Genomic DNA, 14,578 nt, shown 5'->3' with positions numbered 1-14,578 from the left:
CCAGTGCTAAAAATGGAATCCCTAAAGAGTCAGAACTTCACGCCCTTGGTATCAGGCTATTGCGCAAACAGGACGCAGGTCAGTTGCATCAGGCACTGTTTGGCAAGACTGCGTTCCCGCCATGAGGAAGGCAACAGCTCGGCGGGGCAACCGTCCCGCCGAACTGGCAATAAAACCTCTGGCCCATCCAGACGCAAAAAACCAGCCGCCCGCGGGAAACGGACGGCTGAATAAGTGTGTCGCAAGTATTTGCCGCAAAGAATTGGGATCAGGCGTCTTGCGGTTTGAACGTCATCGCAACCCCGTTGATGCAGTGCCGCTTGCCGGTCGGCTGAGGCCCATCATTGAAAATATGACCAAGATGTCCGCCACAGTTGCTGCAATGCACCTCGGTACGGGTCATAAAAAGACTGTTGTCTTCCTGGGTTCCAACCGCATCAGGCAAAGCCTCATAGAAGCTGGGCCACCCGGTGCCACTGTCAAATTTGGTCTCTGACGAATAGACGGCCTGATCGCAGCCAGCACAATGGAAGATCCCGTCGCGCTTTTCATTGTCGAGTGGGCTGGTGAAAGCCCGCTCCGTTGCATGATCGCGCAGCACGTCATATTGCGGCTTGCTCAGACGCTCACGCCATTCCGCATCGCTTAGCTGCAGCGGAAAACTTCCGGTTTCAGTTGCAGACGAGCGCCCGCCGAGCACCAGACCATAGGTTGAGGCTCCGAGCAGGGCGGCAGCCCCTGACAAAAGAAATGTGCGTCGTTTCATCGTGACCTCCTGTTTTGAATTCGCTGGTCTTAACGTTAGGGCAAGTCTCGTGATCACCCGTTCACGGGAAGGCAAGACCATGCTGAGAAATGGCGTTTAAATCTAAACCGGTGACCCGGTGTAGATTTAAATCGCTCCAGATCGGCAAAGAGCACCGACCGGAGATGCAAGAATATCCGGTCGGTTGTTCAATCACCAATCACGATGCTGGCAACAGAACTTTATCGATGACATGGATGACGCCATTGGACTGTTTCACATCGGCAATGGTGACGTGGGCCACGTTGCCCTGTCCGTCTTTCAGCATCACGGTGCCGCCATCATACATCGCCGTGAAGGTACAGCCGCCAACGGTTTTGACCGGATGAGCGCCCTTGTCATCATCCACCATCTTCATGATGGCACCAGACATGGCATCAGCGGCAACAACATGGCAGGTCAGGATCTTTTTCAGCTGATCCTTGTTTTCCGGCTTCATCAGCGTTGCAACTGTGCCCTCGGGCAGCGCATCAAAGGCCGCATCGGTCGGCGCAAAGACCGTAAAGGGGCCATCGCTCGAAAGCGTATCAACAAGACCGGCGGCCTTGACGGCAGCAACGAGTGTCTCGTGGTCTTTTGAATTGACAGCATTCTCGACGATGGTCTTGGATTCATACATTGGCGCGCCACCGACCATCGGGTTGTCACCAGCCTGTGCGAGTCCGGCACCGAAGGTCAGTGCGATGGCAGTAGCAGCAGCAAAGGTTGTCGTACGAGCAAAAGTCATTGTGTCTCTCTCCAATTGATTTGTTTTCAAGCCCGCTTTGTTGCGGACATCAGGAGACACGAAGACACGGCAAAACAAGTTTCAGCTTTTTTCAAAAAATCAGATCACAGAAACGTTACCCGTCGCCAGCACTGGTCCGGTGACTTCGCCGGTCGGCGAGCCACCAGCCGGTTCATCACTGATTGCCAGCACACTTCCGGGAAGCTTTGCCTTCAAGCTTTCAGGCACAGTCAGAACCGCTTGGGTTTCTTCGGGCAACACACCAAGGGAGACCGGCGCATTTTCGCCCGCGATCAACCAAAGCTCGAAATCACGCTCTGGAGCAGCAACCCCTTGCGTTCGGTTAAGTCGCAATTGCCCGGTCTGCTCTTCGTAAAGAGCCACAAGCCGAACCGCACCGGCATCCCCGGACAACTCAGCCACATAGCTCGGACCGGGCGCATCCGGCATGCGCAAGGTGACGACCAGAACCGAGGTCATCAGCGCAAATCCAATCAGAGACGCGAATGTAAGACCACGCCAAAAACCAAGGCTTGACCATAGACCCGCTTTTTTCTCAGACGAGCTATCAAAAAGCTGCTCTTCGATTTTGGCATAAAGCGTGGCAGGCGGCGTCACCGGTTCGATCAAGTCGGAGAGTGGCTCATAATGAGCATCCCAGAACGCCACTTCCTGGCGCAAATCTGTCTCGCGCTCGAGCCGGGCGCTGAATACTTGTCGCTCGTCATGCGGCAGCACACCGAGGGCGTATTCCGCCGCCAGCAGCCTGTCATCACGATCCTTTTTCTCTTGCGCTGTCATGCTTCCAGACACTTTCTGAGAGAAATGAGGCTGCGCCGCAGCCACGTCCGCATTGTATTGAGGGGCACGCTGAACCGCTCAGCCAGCTCCTGATAACTGTCACCATCCAGATAAGCCCCCCGCACCGCACCCGCGCGCTGGGTTTCAAGTTCTTCAAGGCACGCCTCGATCTGGCTCCCGGTTTCTGCACTGATCAGCAATCTTTCAGGATCAGGACTTTCATCTGCCCCTGCCAAGTCCTCGTCCAGCTCCACCGGATCCGGACGCCTTGCTCGCAGTCGGTCTATGGCATGGTTACGGGCAATGGCAGCAAGCCAGGAAATCGGGCTGTTCGAGGTAATGGCAAAGCGGGAAGCACTATTCCAGATCTTTACATAGGCTTCCTGTAAAACCTCTTCAGATTCCGCCCTGTCTTTCAAGACACGCAAACAGATGCCAAAGAGTTTCGCGCTGGTCGCCTGATAAAGTGCAGCAAAGGCAGCCCGATCATGCAGAGCAACGCGGACAATAAGATCAGAAATCGCATCAGCCATTGAGTGTCCTGAGCAAAAGGCATAAGAGTTTTCGTCAGACCGTACGGCGCACCTTGTAAGCTTTGCAAGATCTTCTCGACGGATCGTTCGCGTTTGGCAACTATGCACCACAGGGACGCCCCGGTCTAGCAGAAGAAAGGGACCATCGGCCTGCATAACCTTTGACGAACGAAGGCTGGTCTAGCCAGATAGCGCCCCAACAGGGACGCCGAAAATCCAGCACCATTCAAATTCCGCAAACAGCATCAAGATCCGATCAGGAAAAGCGCTCAGATTTAGATGAGTGCATTATCACCTCCGTCGCCACAGCCATTCGCGCGCTCAACGAGGTGAAAAGAATAAATGCTTTTTTACATGGCGTATTATCGTCTAATCATTGGCCTTGCCGAGAAAATTTTTATACAATCAAGTCCAATATAAGTAGAAGACGACCACCACGCCTCAGAAAATAAAGCGAAAATCAGCACAACCACCTAACTAGAAACAGCCAAATTCAAGCAAAAGTAGCATTTTTGACTTATTCCACCAAAATCAATTGGAAACCAAATAGTATTTCCAAAGAACTGGCATAGTCAAAATTATATGGTTTATTAATTTTTATATGGAAGCTTTAAGTCTCAGGCCCCGTCCAGAAATGGTGTACAGTATGAAACTTTCAGTCACAATATTCGCATTAGCGCTCATGGCCTTCAGCTCCATCGCTTCAGCGGCACAAAAACCAGACCTGTCTGACTTGGACACGAAGAATCTATACCAGCAAATCGACCAATGGCTCGATCGCGAAATCGTGTCCATGAGCATCGAAGCCCAGAACAAGCGCTACGGAACACTGACCCAACAACAGATCACCGATCTGGATAACAAGTGGCGTACGGAAAACGAACAAGAAGACAAGCCTCTAATCTCCGCAACACTTTCCAGCCCCCTCTCTGTTTATCTGTCCCGCATGCAAGGTCAGTCCTACGGCTTGTTCGTAGAGATCTTCGTCATGGACAACAAGGGCCTCAACGTTGGCCAGTCCTCGATCACCTCTGATTTCTGGCAAGGCGACGAAGCCAAATTCCAGAAAACCTACGAAGTCAGCCCAGACGCTATTTTCGTTGATGAGCCCGAATGGGACGAAAACATCGGTATCTGGCGCGTACAGGTGAACAAGAGCCTCCGGAACCCAAAAACAAAAGAGTTGATTGGTGCGGCAACCATCGAAGTCAATCTGACTGAGTTCGCCCGCCGCCAACAGCTCGCCAGCAAGTGAGAATGGCAATGCTTAAAAATCTGTCTATTACCCTTAAGACCCTGATTTCCTTTGCCATGCTCGCCTTCATCGGCATCGCGGTTGGAGGCATGAGCTTGTATCAGGCGGGAACCGTTTCAAACGCCGTTACCGAGCTTGAAGTGATCGGAAAAAAGGTCGATGTCCTCAATGAAACCAAGACATCGATCGTCGAACAATATGCATCGCTCAAGTTCTTTCTGCTGACCGGCAACCTTACCGCCGCCGAAGAAGTCAGAGCTTCTGCCACGTCCATTGAGCAGGAATTCGACGCACTTTCAAATATCGAAGGCACCGACGAAGTCAAGATGCAATGGAAATCCTGGTACGATACCTATGTCAGCAGACAGCTGAGCTTGATGCGCAACCCGATGACAGTGGACCTGGCCCGTGTGATCGAGGTGTCTGGCGAAAGCGGCGATGCAGTCAAGACCGTGCTGGATCATCTGAACGAGCACATCGCAGAGATGTCAAGCCTGCAGAGCGAGATGAACAAGCTGCAGGACAACGCGATGAGCACGATGAAAACCTCCGCCTTGATCGGTCTTCTTCTGATCGTGGTCGCAACCACTGCTCTGCTTATCGTCAACAACTCCGCCATCTCACGTCCTCTTGGTCGTCTGGCCGCCGCGACCGAAACTCTCTCTCAGGGTGATCTGAGCGTTGAGATCGACAACGATGAACGACGCGACGAAATCGGCCGCATGTATAGTGCATTGGCGATTTTCCGCACCAATCTCGAGCACACGCGCGAGTTGGAAGCACAGGCAGAAGATCAGCGCGCAACCGCCGAGGCCCGCCGCCGTGCGGATCTTCAGAGCCTGGCTGAGCAGTTCGAAGCAACCATGGGCAAGATCGCTCAGGCCATTTCCGCAACTTGCGTAAACCTGCAGAGCAACTCCATTGAACTGTCTTCAATCTCCGATGACACGACACAGAAATCAATTTCCGTATCCTCGGCTTCTCAGGAAGCCAGCACGAACGTCGAAACGGTCGCATCGGCAACCGAAGAGTTGTCTGCCTCGATCAGCCAGATCAGTCAGCAGGTGGCAAAATCAGCTGGTCTTTCTACCGACGCCGTGCACGAAGTCGAACGCACGACGCAATCCGTCGAAGAGCTCAAGAAGGTTCTCGATGAAATCGGCGGCGTGACCCGCCTGATTAACGACATTGCCGCCCAGACCAACCTTCTGGCGCTCAACGCAACCATCGAGGCCGCCCGCGCAGGCGAAGCTGGCCGAGGCTTTGCGGTTGTTGCCAACGAAGTCAAGGATCTGGCCAGCCAGACGTCCAAGGCCACCGAACAGATCGAACAGCAGATTGCCAACATGCAGCAGGCAGCCTTCAACTCGATTGATGCGACACACAGCGTGGCAGAAAAGGTTCGGGCGATCACCAGCGAAACGACCGAAATGGCCGCCGCAGCCGATCAGCAGAACGCAGCCACCGGCGAGATTGCGCGCAATATTTCCGAGGCTGCATCCGGCACCCGCAACGTCTCCGCTTCCATGGAAGTGATGAACGGTGCCGCTCGCAAGACTGGCGAAGTCTCCAGCACCATGCGTACGATGATCGACGACGTGAACGACCAAAGCCGTTCGCTGCAGATGGAAATGGAGAAATTCCTCAAGATTCTTCTGGCAGCCTGATTGCGACAGGGTCGGGCCTGTTACTCAGATGTCCAATAAAAAAGGTCGGCATGCTCATCACGGGCATGCCGGCCTTTCTGCGTTCTGGACGCTTGAAACACCGCAAGAGACGGAAAACTTGACATCTCATGCTTTGCCAGAAGAAAACTGGCAGACAATGAGAGCAGCACAAGGCAGGCCCAATGGACACCCCGAAGCAGACAGGCATTGCGGCGCATGTCAAAAGACGCACCATCACCACCTTGGCCACCGCCTCCGCTGATCCAGACCTGATCGCTGTGCTGCTGCCGCGCCTGTCCCAAGACGAACAAAACCGGCACGCTACCTTGCGTCTATTCCCCAACCGCCGGGATTATGTGCTGGCCCATCTCCTGCTCCGCAGTGAACTCAGCCGCTGGTATCCCGACACACCGCTGACCGGTTGGGCATTCGAACGCACTGACACGGGCAAGCCGATCCTGTCCCGCGCCCGGCATCCGGCTCTGGGCGATATCGATTTCAGCCTCACACACACCGGCGAGATGGTCGCATGCGCCATCACCAATTACGGCCTTGTCGGCATTGATGCGGAACGGCGCGACCGCAAGATCAATCTTGCGCGTCTGGCAAGAGACGTTCTCACGCTCAAGGAGCGCACGCGCATCGCGCGGCAAGCCCAAGCGGCGCAGAGCGAAGTCTTCATCCGACACTGGACGCTAAAGGAAGCCTCTCTCAAGGCCATCGGCATCGGACTGAACGCCGATCTCACAACACTTCAATGTCACTTTTCCGAAGACCCGCCATCTGGGCAACCGATGATCAAGGTGGAGGGACTGGCCAAAAGCTTGACGATGCCCGATCTGGCCAATCGCCATTTCGAGCTATTCGAGATGCCTGACCATTGCATCGCGCTGGCGCATCTCATGGCACAAACGGACGTGACGGCAGAGATCAACCATCTTGAGCTTGAGGCGTTCCTTGACCAGAAAGCCTAGAGACTGGCGGCCAAGGCGGCACCAAAGCTCACCCCCCCGTCCCTTTGTTTGAGAGACCACGCAGGCTTTCAGCCACCGCTTCCATTATCTTTGCCTTTTCCTCATCATCGAAATCCGTCGGACGCGCCTTGAGCGCCTGATAGGCAAGGAACAGATTGCCGACCTGATCCACCAGTTCGAGCGCATCAACGCCGTGGGCGATGATGTAGTCCGTGATGTGCCCGGCAAACTCCCAAAGAAACAGAAGATCCGCCGGCAAAACATTGTCTGCCCGGGCCACGCCGAATTCGGGGCTCTTCTTGGGATCTCCGAAATAGGTTTCGAAGCTATCGGCCTCGTCAACGGCTTCAGCCATGTCTCTCGTCAGTCGTATACGCAGCATATCGGCATTGATCGTCATGATTTTCTACCCTGTCTCTGATTGCGTTCGATCCAGTAAAGCTTGTGCCATGCCCAGAAACACAGACACCGCAGCAGCAGATAAAAGCTTGAGGATGCAACAGCAACCTGCAGCGGCGCGCTCAAATCGGCCCCTTGGGCCATGGCTATAATATGGGCGAGGCTCGGCAGCGCCATGGCCTCTCCCCGCTCGCTTGCTGCAATCAGTTCCTGAGCACTCAATTGCAGCCCGAAGCTGAGAAGAAAAAAGACCACCACTTCCACCAGCGTAACAAGCGCCGTGCGATAGCGGCTGAAGACAAACAGGCCCTTGTATTGATTATAGAGCAGAACAAGTCCTGCCGCACAGTAGGGAATGGCCAAGGCTGCCTGCTGCCAAGGCTCATGCAGAAATTCCAGCTTGAAGAAATAGCGCAGATAGGCCGTGTCAAATGCCCCAATGAGCGCAAAGATCAGCACATATTCGATCGCAACACCGGGCAGCATCAAAAGGCGCAAGCCCAGTCGCTTGCCAAGAGCCGCAGACCACTTCCTCCGCGGTGTCCGGCCTGACAGAAGCCGCTTGCCCACCATGATCAGGCAACCAACCAGCAGACCGAGCGAAGCCATCGCCCCGGGCAAACCGATCAGTTGCGCATTGGTATTGGAGAAAAAGTCCCAGTAGAAGGACTTCAATACCCCGGCGAGCGCCGGACCGCACACTTCGACGGCCAGCACACCGAACAAGGTCAGAACCCACGGCAAAAGGGGCCGTGGCTCTGATTTGGGAGGGCGTTTGGGCAGCGTGACATAAAGGATCGCAAAGGACACGAGCGCCACGGCATCGAACCCCAGCACCCACAGGCACAGATCCTTTGGCGCCAAGAGGACATAAAGCGTGCGAATGGCAATCACCAGCCCCCAGAAGAACAGCAACAGATTCCGCCCATGCAGACTGTAGCCCTGTTGGTGCAATTGCCGCTCGAACGGCGTGATGTTCGGACTGACCGCGCTCAGCATATCTGGCCGTTCAGGATCATCACCAACGCTGTGGGGATCGAATGCATCACCGGCGAACCGAAAGGCCGCCTGATCGGCAAAGAACTCGCGCACCTTGTTATAGGAAACCAGCACCCCGTGAAATGACATGGCAATGCCAATCGAAAAGCAGCCAATGGTCAGAATCTGCAGCACGAGCTTCAGCCACAGCCCGAAAGGGCCCATCGAAAGCAGTGACGCGCTGATCAACAAGAGCGGCGAAAAAATCGACAGAACCACAAAGACATAAATACTGACGATGACAACAAAAGCCGAGTTGACGAGATTGTCCTTCATCAGGGCGTGAGCGAATTCATGCACCATGAAAAATCGCAAGATCTTCTGCTGATTCTCTGAAGGCTTTCCCTTGACGATCCGATTAACTTGTCCAGACGGCGCAAAGAGCACACGCCCCTTGGAAAGGAAATCCAGATATGCGACCTCGTCTGTATTCTTGAGCTCCGATATGGTCCGGAAATAGCCAACCTCAGCCAGCAATCGCCGAACGACCGCGCCGGCCTTTTCATCCTCCGCGAGCGATCGCCCGCGCGGGTGGGAAAATCGAAAAAAGTGCGCAAAGAACAGCAACAGTCCGAGCGACGCCAGAACCATCCAGGCAACTGGATCAAGATAGACCTGCCCACGAGCGGCCTCGAACAGGTCAACAATTTCGGGGAACCATCCAAGCAAAAGGGACGGGTTGGAATAGACCAGCTTATTAAAGACCGGCAGGAACTCGCCAAAGCCGATCACCATGTCAAAACCGTGCAGGATCGTCAGGATCAGAAAAACCGCAGTGGCCAGACCCAACATGGAAAAGGCGATCACGCTCCAGAGATTGCCCCCTCGCAGCATATGAGAGCGCACCTGATGCGACAGCGTTTCGCCCGATTGCAACTCTTTCTTCATCACAGCAAGGCCCGTTTGATCATCGCAAAGCGTGGACAGGGCGGGATCTATTCGACACTCCCAAACAAAACCATGAATATCAGGTCTACAACCTGCTGCAAACAGAAATTGCATTTCTCTTTTTAAAACCACACTGCTCTTGGCGTGCGAACATGGATCCCGTCAGGCCGGAGCAGATCAAGGCAAAATCACCAGAACGCAGCACCTCAGATTTGCATCAATTCGATCATTTGCCGCGATCACAATACAAACAGCACCGCCCACGAGCGACATCCCCTAATATAAGTCTTTGTAAAACAACATATTTTTCGGATAACGAACAATCTTTGAGCATGAACAAACAAACCCTTAACGACATCGCACACAAATTAGGCAACTGACCCTTGAAATACCATTTTCTTGATGGTGAGCAGGAACCATAGGCATCTCCCTTTTGGATGCTTCTTGTCAAAAATACATAGAAATACGTAATAGAATCAGATCATTCAGCAAAACTTCTAATGGCACTCATGGGATTGGCACACCCCTTGCAAATTGCCCTGCATCACCACACCCAGATGGAGAAGAAAAAGTGCCAATGAAATTCTCTCGCTTTGCTGCAGCGCTCGCTGTGACAACCTCACTGATTTCCGCCACGGCTGCACTGGCTGCAGACACTATCAAAGTCGGCGTGCTGCACTCTCTTTCCGGCACCATGGCCATTTCAGAGACGACCCTGAAAGACGCCATGCTGATGCTCATCGAAGAGCAGAACAAGAAAGGCGGGCTTCTTGGCAAACAGCTTGAACCCGTCGTCGTCGACCCGGCATCGGACTGGCCTTTGTTTGCGGAAAAAGCCCGCGAACTGATTGACGTCAACAAGGTCTCTGCGGTGTTTGGGTGCTGGACGTCAGTATCGCGCAAATCCGTTCTTCCGGTCTTTGAAGAGTTGAACTCCATCCTCTTCTACCCGGTTCAGTACGAGGGCGAAGAATCTCAGCGCAACGTCTTCTACACCGGAGCGGCCCCCAACCAGCAAGCCATCCCGGCCGTTGACTATCTGATGGAACAGGAAGGCGTGGAACGCTGGGTTTTGGCGGGCACTGACTATGTCTATCCGCGCACGACCAACAAGATCCTCGAAGCCTATCTGAAATCCCATGGCGTCGCGGAAGACGACATCATGATCAACTACACGCCATTCGGCCATTCCGATTGGCAGACGATCGTCTCCGACATCAAGGCATTTGGTGCCGCTGGTAAGAAGACCGCCGTGGTCTCCACCGTCAACGGCGATGCCAACGTGCCCTTCTACAAGGAACTGGCCAACCAGGGCATTGAAGCTCAGGACATTCCTGTCGTTGCCTTCTCCGTGGGTGAAGAAGAACTGGCCGGCATCGACACCAAACCACTGGTCGGTCACCTTGCTGCCTGGAACTACTTCCAGTCCGTAGACGCTGATTCCAACTACGAGTTCATCGATGCTTGGCGTGCCTTCACAGGCGATGACAACCGCGTCACCAACGACCCGATGGAGGCCCACTACATCGGCTTCAACATGTGGGTCAAGGCCGTTGAGAAAGCGGGCACCACCGAACCCGATGCCGTCATCGACGCGCTGCCCGGCATCGCCGTTCCAAACCTGACCGGCGGCTATTCTGCCATGATGCCGAACCACCACATCACCAAACCTGTCTTGATCGGCGAGATTCAGGACGATGGCCAGTTCGAAATCGTCTACGAAACAGCCGGCCTTGTTCCGGGCGACGCGTGGTCGGACTTCCTGCCGGATTCCGCCAAGTTGATCTCGGATTGGCGCGCACCGCTGTCCTGCGGCAACTTCAATACCGAAACGAACGAATGTGGCGGTAAAGGCGAGTAATCGCCCCTTGCCCTCTCCAACCCGGTGGCGGTCGATGACGGCCACCGGGGTCCAGTAAAAAGACCTGAAAGTTGAAAGCTCATGTCCCGATTGCGCGCAATGCTGGCGTGTCTTTTCGTCCTGATCACCGCAACCGGTGCATCACATGCGCAAGAGGCAGACCTCAGCGCTCCGATCGCCGCCCTCGCCGAAGGGTCATTGCGGGACCGCGAGGCCAGGGTGCAAGCGCTTCTGGCCACCGGTGATGACCGGGTCATTCCGATTCTCAACGCCCTTGCAGAGGGCGATCTCTATGTCCGCAAGGCAGACAAGCAAGTCTTCATCGCCGACCGCGATGGGCGCACTTATACGACCACCCATCCGATAACCGGCGAGATCACGACCGACGTTCCCCGGCGGTCGATGAAAAAGATCCGCGTCAACAACAGCCTCCGGCGTTCCGTTCGTGATGGGCTGAGCCTTTTCACCCTCAATGCCAAGGATCCAGCCAAACGCCTTTTCGCTGCGGAAACGATCTTCAAATCCAAGGATCCGGACGCGTTGCCTTTGATCGATGACCGACTTGGCAAGGAAGACGTCCCTGAAATCGTCTCTCTTCTGGAGCAGGCCAAGGCCGCGATCGTTCTGACCTCCGAGGACATTGCACCCGAAGCCAAGCTCGATGCCATCTCCATCCTGCGTGATCGCGGTGGCCGCGGATCCCTAACACTCCTGAACAATGTCAAAGCCGAACCGGGCAGCGAGGTTGAAAACGCAGCCGCCCGCGCCATCACGTCGGTCGAGCGCCGCATCGCCATCTGGGACGCCCTACAGAATGTCTGGTATGGCATGTCCCTCGGATCGGTCCTTCTGCTGGCCGCCATCGGCCTCGCCATCACCTTCGGCGTGATGGGGGTGATCAACATGGCCCACGGCGAGATGGTCATGATCGGTGCCTACACCACTTATGTGGTGCAACAGGTCTTTCTGATGACCGCGCCCGGGCTGGCCGATTTTTCTCTCCTCGTTGCCCTGCCTTTTGCCTTTCTCGTGGCCGGGCTGATCGGGTTTGTTCTTGAACGCAGTGTCATCCAGTTTCTGTATGGTCGCCCGCTGGAAACCCTCCTTGCCACATGGGGCGTCTCGCTGATCTTGCAGCAAACCGTCCGCACGATCTTTGGCCCCACAAACATGGAGGTGGTCAATCCCAGCTGGATGTCCGGTGCGGTTGAACTGGCAGGCCTGTCCCTGACCTGGAACCGCATCTGGATCTTCTTCTTCTCGCTTGCGGTCTTTGGGCTTCTGTTCCTGCTGCTCAAGCGCACCCCGATGGGGCTGCAGATGCGGGCCGTCACACAGAACCGCAAGATGGCGTCCTCCATGGGCATCCGAACCCCTTGGGTCGACGCCTTCACCTTCGCTCTGGGCTCCGGCATTGCTGGCATCGCCGGCGTTGCCCTCAGCCAGATCGGCAACGTCTCACCCAACCTCGGACAAGGCTACATCATCGACAGCTTCATGGTCGTGGTGTTTGGCGGTGTGGGGAACCTGTGGGGCACGCTGATTGGCGCCCTGACGCTGGGGGTTGCCAACAAGTTCCTTGAGCCCTTTGCCGGTGCCGTGCTTGGCAAGATTCTTGTGCTCGTCTTCATCATCCTCTTCATCCAGAAGCGTCCAAGAGGGCTGTTTGCACTCAAGGGAAGGGCCGTCGAATAATGCTGACCTCTTTTATCCTACGCGGCCTCAGGGGCAACATCATCTGGGTGGCGCTGATCATCGCGGCACTTGGTATCCTGATCCCGATGCTCAATCTCATGGTGCCAGTCGGCGAGACGTTCCATGTGCCCGATTACGCCGTCTCGCTGTTTGGCAAATATCTATGCTACGCGCTGCTGGCTCTCGCGCTTGATCTGGTCTGGGGCTATTGCGGCATTCTCTCGCTCGGTCACGGTGCCTTCTTTGCGCTTGGCGGCTACGCGATGGGCATGTATCTGATGCGCCAGATCGGCGCGCGCGGCGTCTATGGTGATCCCGTCCTGCCTGACTTCATGGTCTTCCTCAACTGGAAGGAGCTGCCGTGGTACTGGTATGGTTTCGATCAGTTCTGGTTTGCCGCACTGATGGTTCTGGTCGCACCCGGCCTGCTCGCCTTTGTCTTTGGCTGGTTCGCCTTCCGCTCGCGCGTCACCGGCGTCTATCTCTCGATCATCACGCAGGCCATGACCTATGCCCTGTTGCTCGCCTTCTTCCGCAATGACATGGGCTTTGGCGGCAACAATGGCCTCACCGATTTCAAGGACATCCTGGGTTTCACGCTGCAGAATGGTGGCACCCGCGCCGGTCTGTTTACTGCGACGGCCTTTGCGCTTTGTCTTTCCCTCATTCTGTGTGGGGCCATCGTGTCCTCCAAGTTCGGCAAGATCCTTCTGGCCACTCGCGATGCAGAAGCTCGCGCCCGCTTCCTTGGCTATCGGGTTGAACATGTGAAGTTATTTGTTTTCACCGTCTCGGCCATGATGGCTGGTGTCGCCGGCGCTCTTTACGTGCCACAAGTTGGCATCATCAACCCCGGCGAATTCGCACCGGCCAACTCCATCGAGGTTGTCATCTGGACGGCGGTTGGCGGCAGGGGAACGCTGATCGGCCCGATCATCGGCGCCATCACGGTCAATCTGGGCAAAAGCTGGTTCACCGCGGCCGTGCCAGAATTCTGGCTCTTTGCCCTCGGGGGCCTTTTTGTCGCGGCCACCCTCTTTTTGCCCAAGGGCATCGTCGGCGCCGTCTCTGATCTCAGCGGCCGCCTGACCAACAAAAACGGCAAGGCCAGAGCATCCGGACCGGATGAAGCGATCAAGGCGAAAGCCGCCGAACAAGGGGGAGAAGCCTGATGAACGAAGCCCTGACCCCAACCCTGCTCTATCTTGATGACGTCTCTGTCTCCTTTGATGGTTTCAAGGCCATCAACGGCCTGTCGCTGGCCATCGAGCAGGGCGAAATGCGCGCCATCATCGGCCCCAATGGCGCAGGCAAGACCACCATGCTTGACATCATCACCGGCAAGACCCGCCCCGACCACGGGGACGTTCTGTTCGAGGGCGACATGGATCTAACCAAGCATGACGAAACAGAAATCGCACAGGCTGGCATCGGTCGCAAATTCCAGAAGCCGACCGTCTTTGAAAACCAGACCGTGCGCGCCAACATCGAAATGGCCCTCTCCCGTGAGCGTGGCGTGTTCGCCTCGCTTTTCTATCAGGAAAGCGAGGCGGACAGGACGAAGATCAATGAGATCCTCGAGACCGTCCGCCTGACCGTCCGCGCCGACGAAATGGCAGCTGACCTGTCGCACGGCCAGAAGCAATGGCTCGAGATCGGCATGCTGCTGGCACAAAACCCCAAACTCCTGCTCGTCGATGAGCCGGTCGCGGGCATGACGGATGCGGAAACCATCGAGACCGCCAAACTGCTGCGCAAGATTGCCAAGACCCATTCGGTCATCGTCGTCGAGCATGACATGGGCTTCATCCGTGATCTTGATGTCAAGGTCACCGTGCTGGCCGAAGGCTCTGTCCTTGCTGAAGGGACGCTCGATCACGTCAGCGCCCATCCGGACGTCATCGAGAGCTATCTCGGCCGCTAAGAGGAAAGACA

Annotated in this window: 13 protein-coding genes; 7 read left to right on the top strand and 6 right to left on the bottom strand. The window is 55.6% G+C overall.

The genetic code is table 11. The features are described 5' to 3' along the window. Nucleotides 1-268: 268 nt before the first annotated feature. The 4 genes from msrB to CPH65_RS05490 all read right to left on the bottom strand — a co-directional run bounded on the left by msrB (nt 269) and on the right by CPH65_RS05490 (nt 2,866). Nucleotides 269-766 carry a peptide-methionine (R)-S-oxide reductase MsrB gene (gene msrB, locus CPH65_RS05505; RefSeq protein ID WP_096172494.1) on the bottom strand — a complete coding sequence of 166 codons (498 nt, stop codon included), beginning with the start codon at nt 764-766 and terminating at the stop codon, nt 269-271. Between the two features lie 199 nt (nt 767-965). Beyond that, complete coding sequence (locus CPH65_RS05500; RefSeq protein WP_096176255.1) at nt 966-1,532, bottom strand: fasciclin domain-containing protein; 567 nt, start codon at nt 1,530-1,532, stop codon at nt 966-968. A 99-nt stretch (nt 1,533-1,631) separates the two neighbouring features. After that, entirely contained in the window at nt 1,632-2,333 is a 702-nt protein-coding gene (locus tag CPH65_RS05495) for an anti-sigma factor domain-containing protein (protein ID WP_096172493.1), read from the bottom strand. Continuing rightward, nucleotides 2,330-2,866, bottom strand: coding sequence for a sigma-70 family RNA polymerase sigma factor (locus CPH65_RS05490; RefSeq protein ID WP_096172492.1), 537 nt, complete (start codon nt 2,864-2,866; stop codon nt 2,330-2,332). The genes CPH65_RS05495 and CPH65_RS05490 overlap by 4 nt, the downstream gene beginning before the upstream one ends. 601 nt (nt 2,867-3,467) lie before the next feature. Here CPH65_RS05490 and CPH65_RS05485 point away from each other — a divergent pair. The 3 genes from CPH65_RS05485 to CPH65_RS05470 all read left to right on the top strand — a co-directional run bounded on the left by CPH65_RS05485 (nt 3,468) and on the right by CPH65_RS05470 (nt 6,762). Further along, complete coding sequence (locus CPH65_RS05485) at nt 3,468-4,121, top strand: hypothetical protein (protein ID WP_244574545.1); 654 nt, start codon at nt 3,468-3,470, stop codon at nt 4,119-4,121. Nucleotides 4,122-4,123: 2 nt separating this feature from the next. Beyond that, nucleotides 4,124-5,788 (top strand): methyl-accepting chemotaxis protein, encoded by a 1,665-nt coding sequence (locus CPH65_RS05480; RefSeq protein WP_096172490.1) that lies wholly within the window; start codon nt 4,124-4,126, stop codon nt 5,786-5,788. A 182-nt stretch (nt 5,789-5,970) separates the two neighbouring features. Continuing rightward, nucleotides 5,971-6,762: a 4'-phosphopantetheinyl transferase superfamily protein gene (locus tag CPH65_RS05470; RefSeq protein ID WP_096172487.1), complete on the top strand. Its 792-nt coding sequence runs from the start codon at nt 5,971-5,973 to the stop codon at nt 6,760-6,762. A 28-nt stretch (nt 6,763-6,790) separates the two neighbouring features. Here the strand turns inward: CPH65_RS05470 and CPH65_RS05465 are convergent, their stop codons facing one another. Together CPH65_RS05465 and CPH65_RS05460 are read right to left on the bottom strand one after the other, a co-directional pair. Further along, a complete protein-coding gene (locus CPH65_RS05465) occupies nt 6,791-7,162 on the bottom strand; it encodes a hypothetical protein (RefSeq protein ID WP_096172486.1) in 372 nt (123 codons plus the stop codon). Further along, nucleotides 7,159-9,087, bottom strand: coding sequence for a M48 family metalloprotease (locus CPH65_RS05460; RefSeq protein ID WP_096172485.1), 1,929 nt, complete (start codon nt 9,085-9,087; stop codon nt 7,159-7,161). The genes CPH65_RS05465 and CPH65_RS05460 overlap by 4 nt, the downstream gene beginning before the upstream one ends. 577 nt (nt 9,088-9,664) lie before the next feature. On the opposite strand from CPH65_RS05460, the gene urtA reads away from it, so the two are divergent. From urtA to urtD, 4 genes are all read left to right on the top strand, one after another. Beyond that, nucleotides 9,665-10,948, top strand: coding sequence for an urea ABC transporter substrate-binding protein (urtA, locus tag CPH65_RS05455; RefSeq protein WP_096172484.1), 1,284 nt, complete (start codon nt 9,665-9,667; stop codon nt 10,946-10,948). Between the two features lie 81 nt (nt 10,949-11,029). Beyond that, nucleotides 11,030-12,643 carry an urea ABC transporter permease subunit UrtB gene (gene urtB, locus CPH65_RS05450; RefSeq protein ID WP_096172483.1) on the top strand — a complete coding sequence of 538 codons (1,614 nt, stop codon included), beginning with the start codon at nt 11,030-11,032 and terminating at the stop codon, nt 12,641-12,643. Beyond that, complete coding sequence (gene urtC / locus CPH65_RS05445) at nt 12,643-13,815, top strand: urea ABC transporter permease subunit UrtC (protein WP_096172481.1); 1,173 nt, start codon at nt 12,643-12,645, stop codon at nt 13,813-13,815. Before urtB ends, urtC begins: the two co-directional genes overlap by 1 nt. Next, nucleotides 13,815-14,567 (top strand): urea ABC transporter ATP-binding protein UrtD, encoded by a 753-nt coding sequence (gene urtD, locus CPH65_RS05440; protein ID WP_096172480.1) that lies wholly within the window; start codon nt 13,815-13,817, stop codon nt 14,565-14,567. Before urtC ends, urtD begins: the two co-directional genes overlap by 1 nt. Nucleotides 14,568-14,578 lie beyond the last annotated feature (11 nt).

The sequence above is a fragment of the Cohaesibacter sp. ES.047 genome (genome assembly GCF_900215505.1).
GTDB lineage: Bacteria > Pseudomonadota > Alphaproteobacteria > Rhizobiales > Cohaesibacteraceae > Cohaesibacter.
The sequence above is the reverse complement of the archived record's forward strand: the minus strand, read 5'-3'. Positions and strand labels throughout refer to the sequence as shown.

Bases quoted from the DNA above. Each gene is read 5' to 3' on its own strand.
- msrB (WP_096172494.1), bottom strand. From the start codon at position 766: ATGAAACGACGCACATTTCTTTTGTCAGGGGCTGCCGCCCTGCTCGGA.
- CPH65_RS05500 (WP_096176255.1), bottom strand. From the start codon at position 1,532: ATGACTTTTGCTCGTACGACAACCTTTGCTGCTGCTACTGCCATCGCA.
- CPH65_RS05495 (WP_096172493.1), bottom strand. From the start codon at position 2,333: ATGACAGCGCAAGAGAAAAAGGATCGTGATGACAGGCTGCTGGCGGCG.
- CPH65_RS05490 (WP_096172492.1), bottom strand. From the start codon at position 2,866: ATGGCTGATGCGATTTCTGATCTTATTGTCCGCGTTGCTCTGCATGAT.
- CPH65_RS05485 (WP_244574545.1), top strand. From the start codon at position 3,468: ATGGAAGCTTTAAGTCTCAGGCCCCGTCCAGAAATGGTGTACAGTATG.
- CPH65_RS05480 (WP_096172490.1), top strand. From the start codon at position 4,124: ATGGCAATGCTTAAAAATCTGTCTATTACCCTTAAGACCCTGATTTCC.
- CPH65_RS05470 (WP_096172487.1), top strand. From the start codon at position 5,971: ATGGACACCCCGAAGCAGACAGGCATTGCGGCGCATGTCAAAAGACGC.
- CPH65_RS05465 (WP_096172486.1), bottom strand. From the start codon at position 7,162: ATGACGATCAATGCCGATATGCTGCGTATACGACTGACGAGAGACATG.
- CPH65_RS05460 (WP_096172485.1), bottom strand. From the start codon at position 9,087: ATGAAGAAAGAGTTGCAATCGGGCGAAACGCTGTCGCATCAGGTGCGC.
- urtA (WP_096172484.1), top strand. From the start codon at position 9,665: ATGAAATTCTCTCGCTTTGCTGCAGCGCTCGCTGTGACAACCTCACTG.
- urtB (WP_096172483.1), top strand. From the start codon at position 11,030: ATGTCCCGATTGCGCGCAATGCTGGCGTGTCTTTTCGTCCTGATCACC.
- urtC (WP_096172481.1), top strand. From the start codon at position 12,643: ATGCTGACCTCTTTTATCCTACGCGGCCTCAGGGGCAACATCATCTGG.
- urtD (WP_096172480.1), top strand. From the start codon at position 13,815: ATGAACGAAGCCCTGACCCCAACCCTGCTCTATCTTGATGACGTCTCT.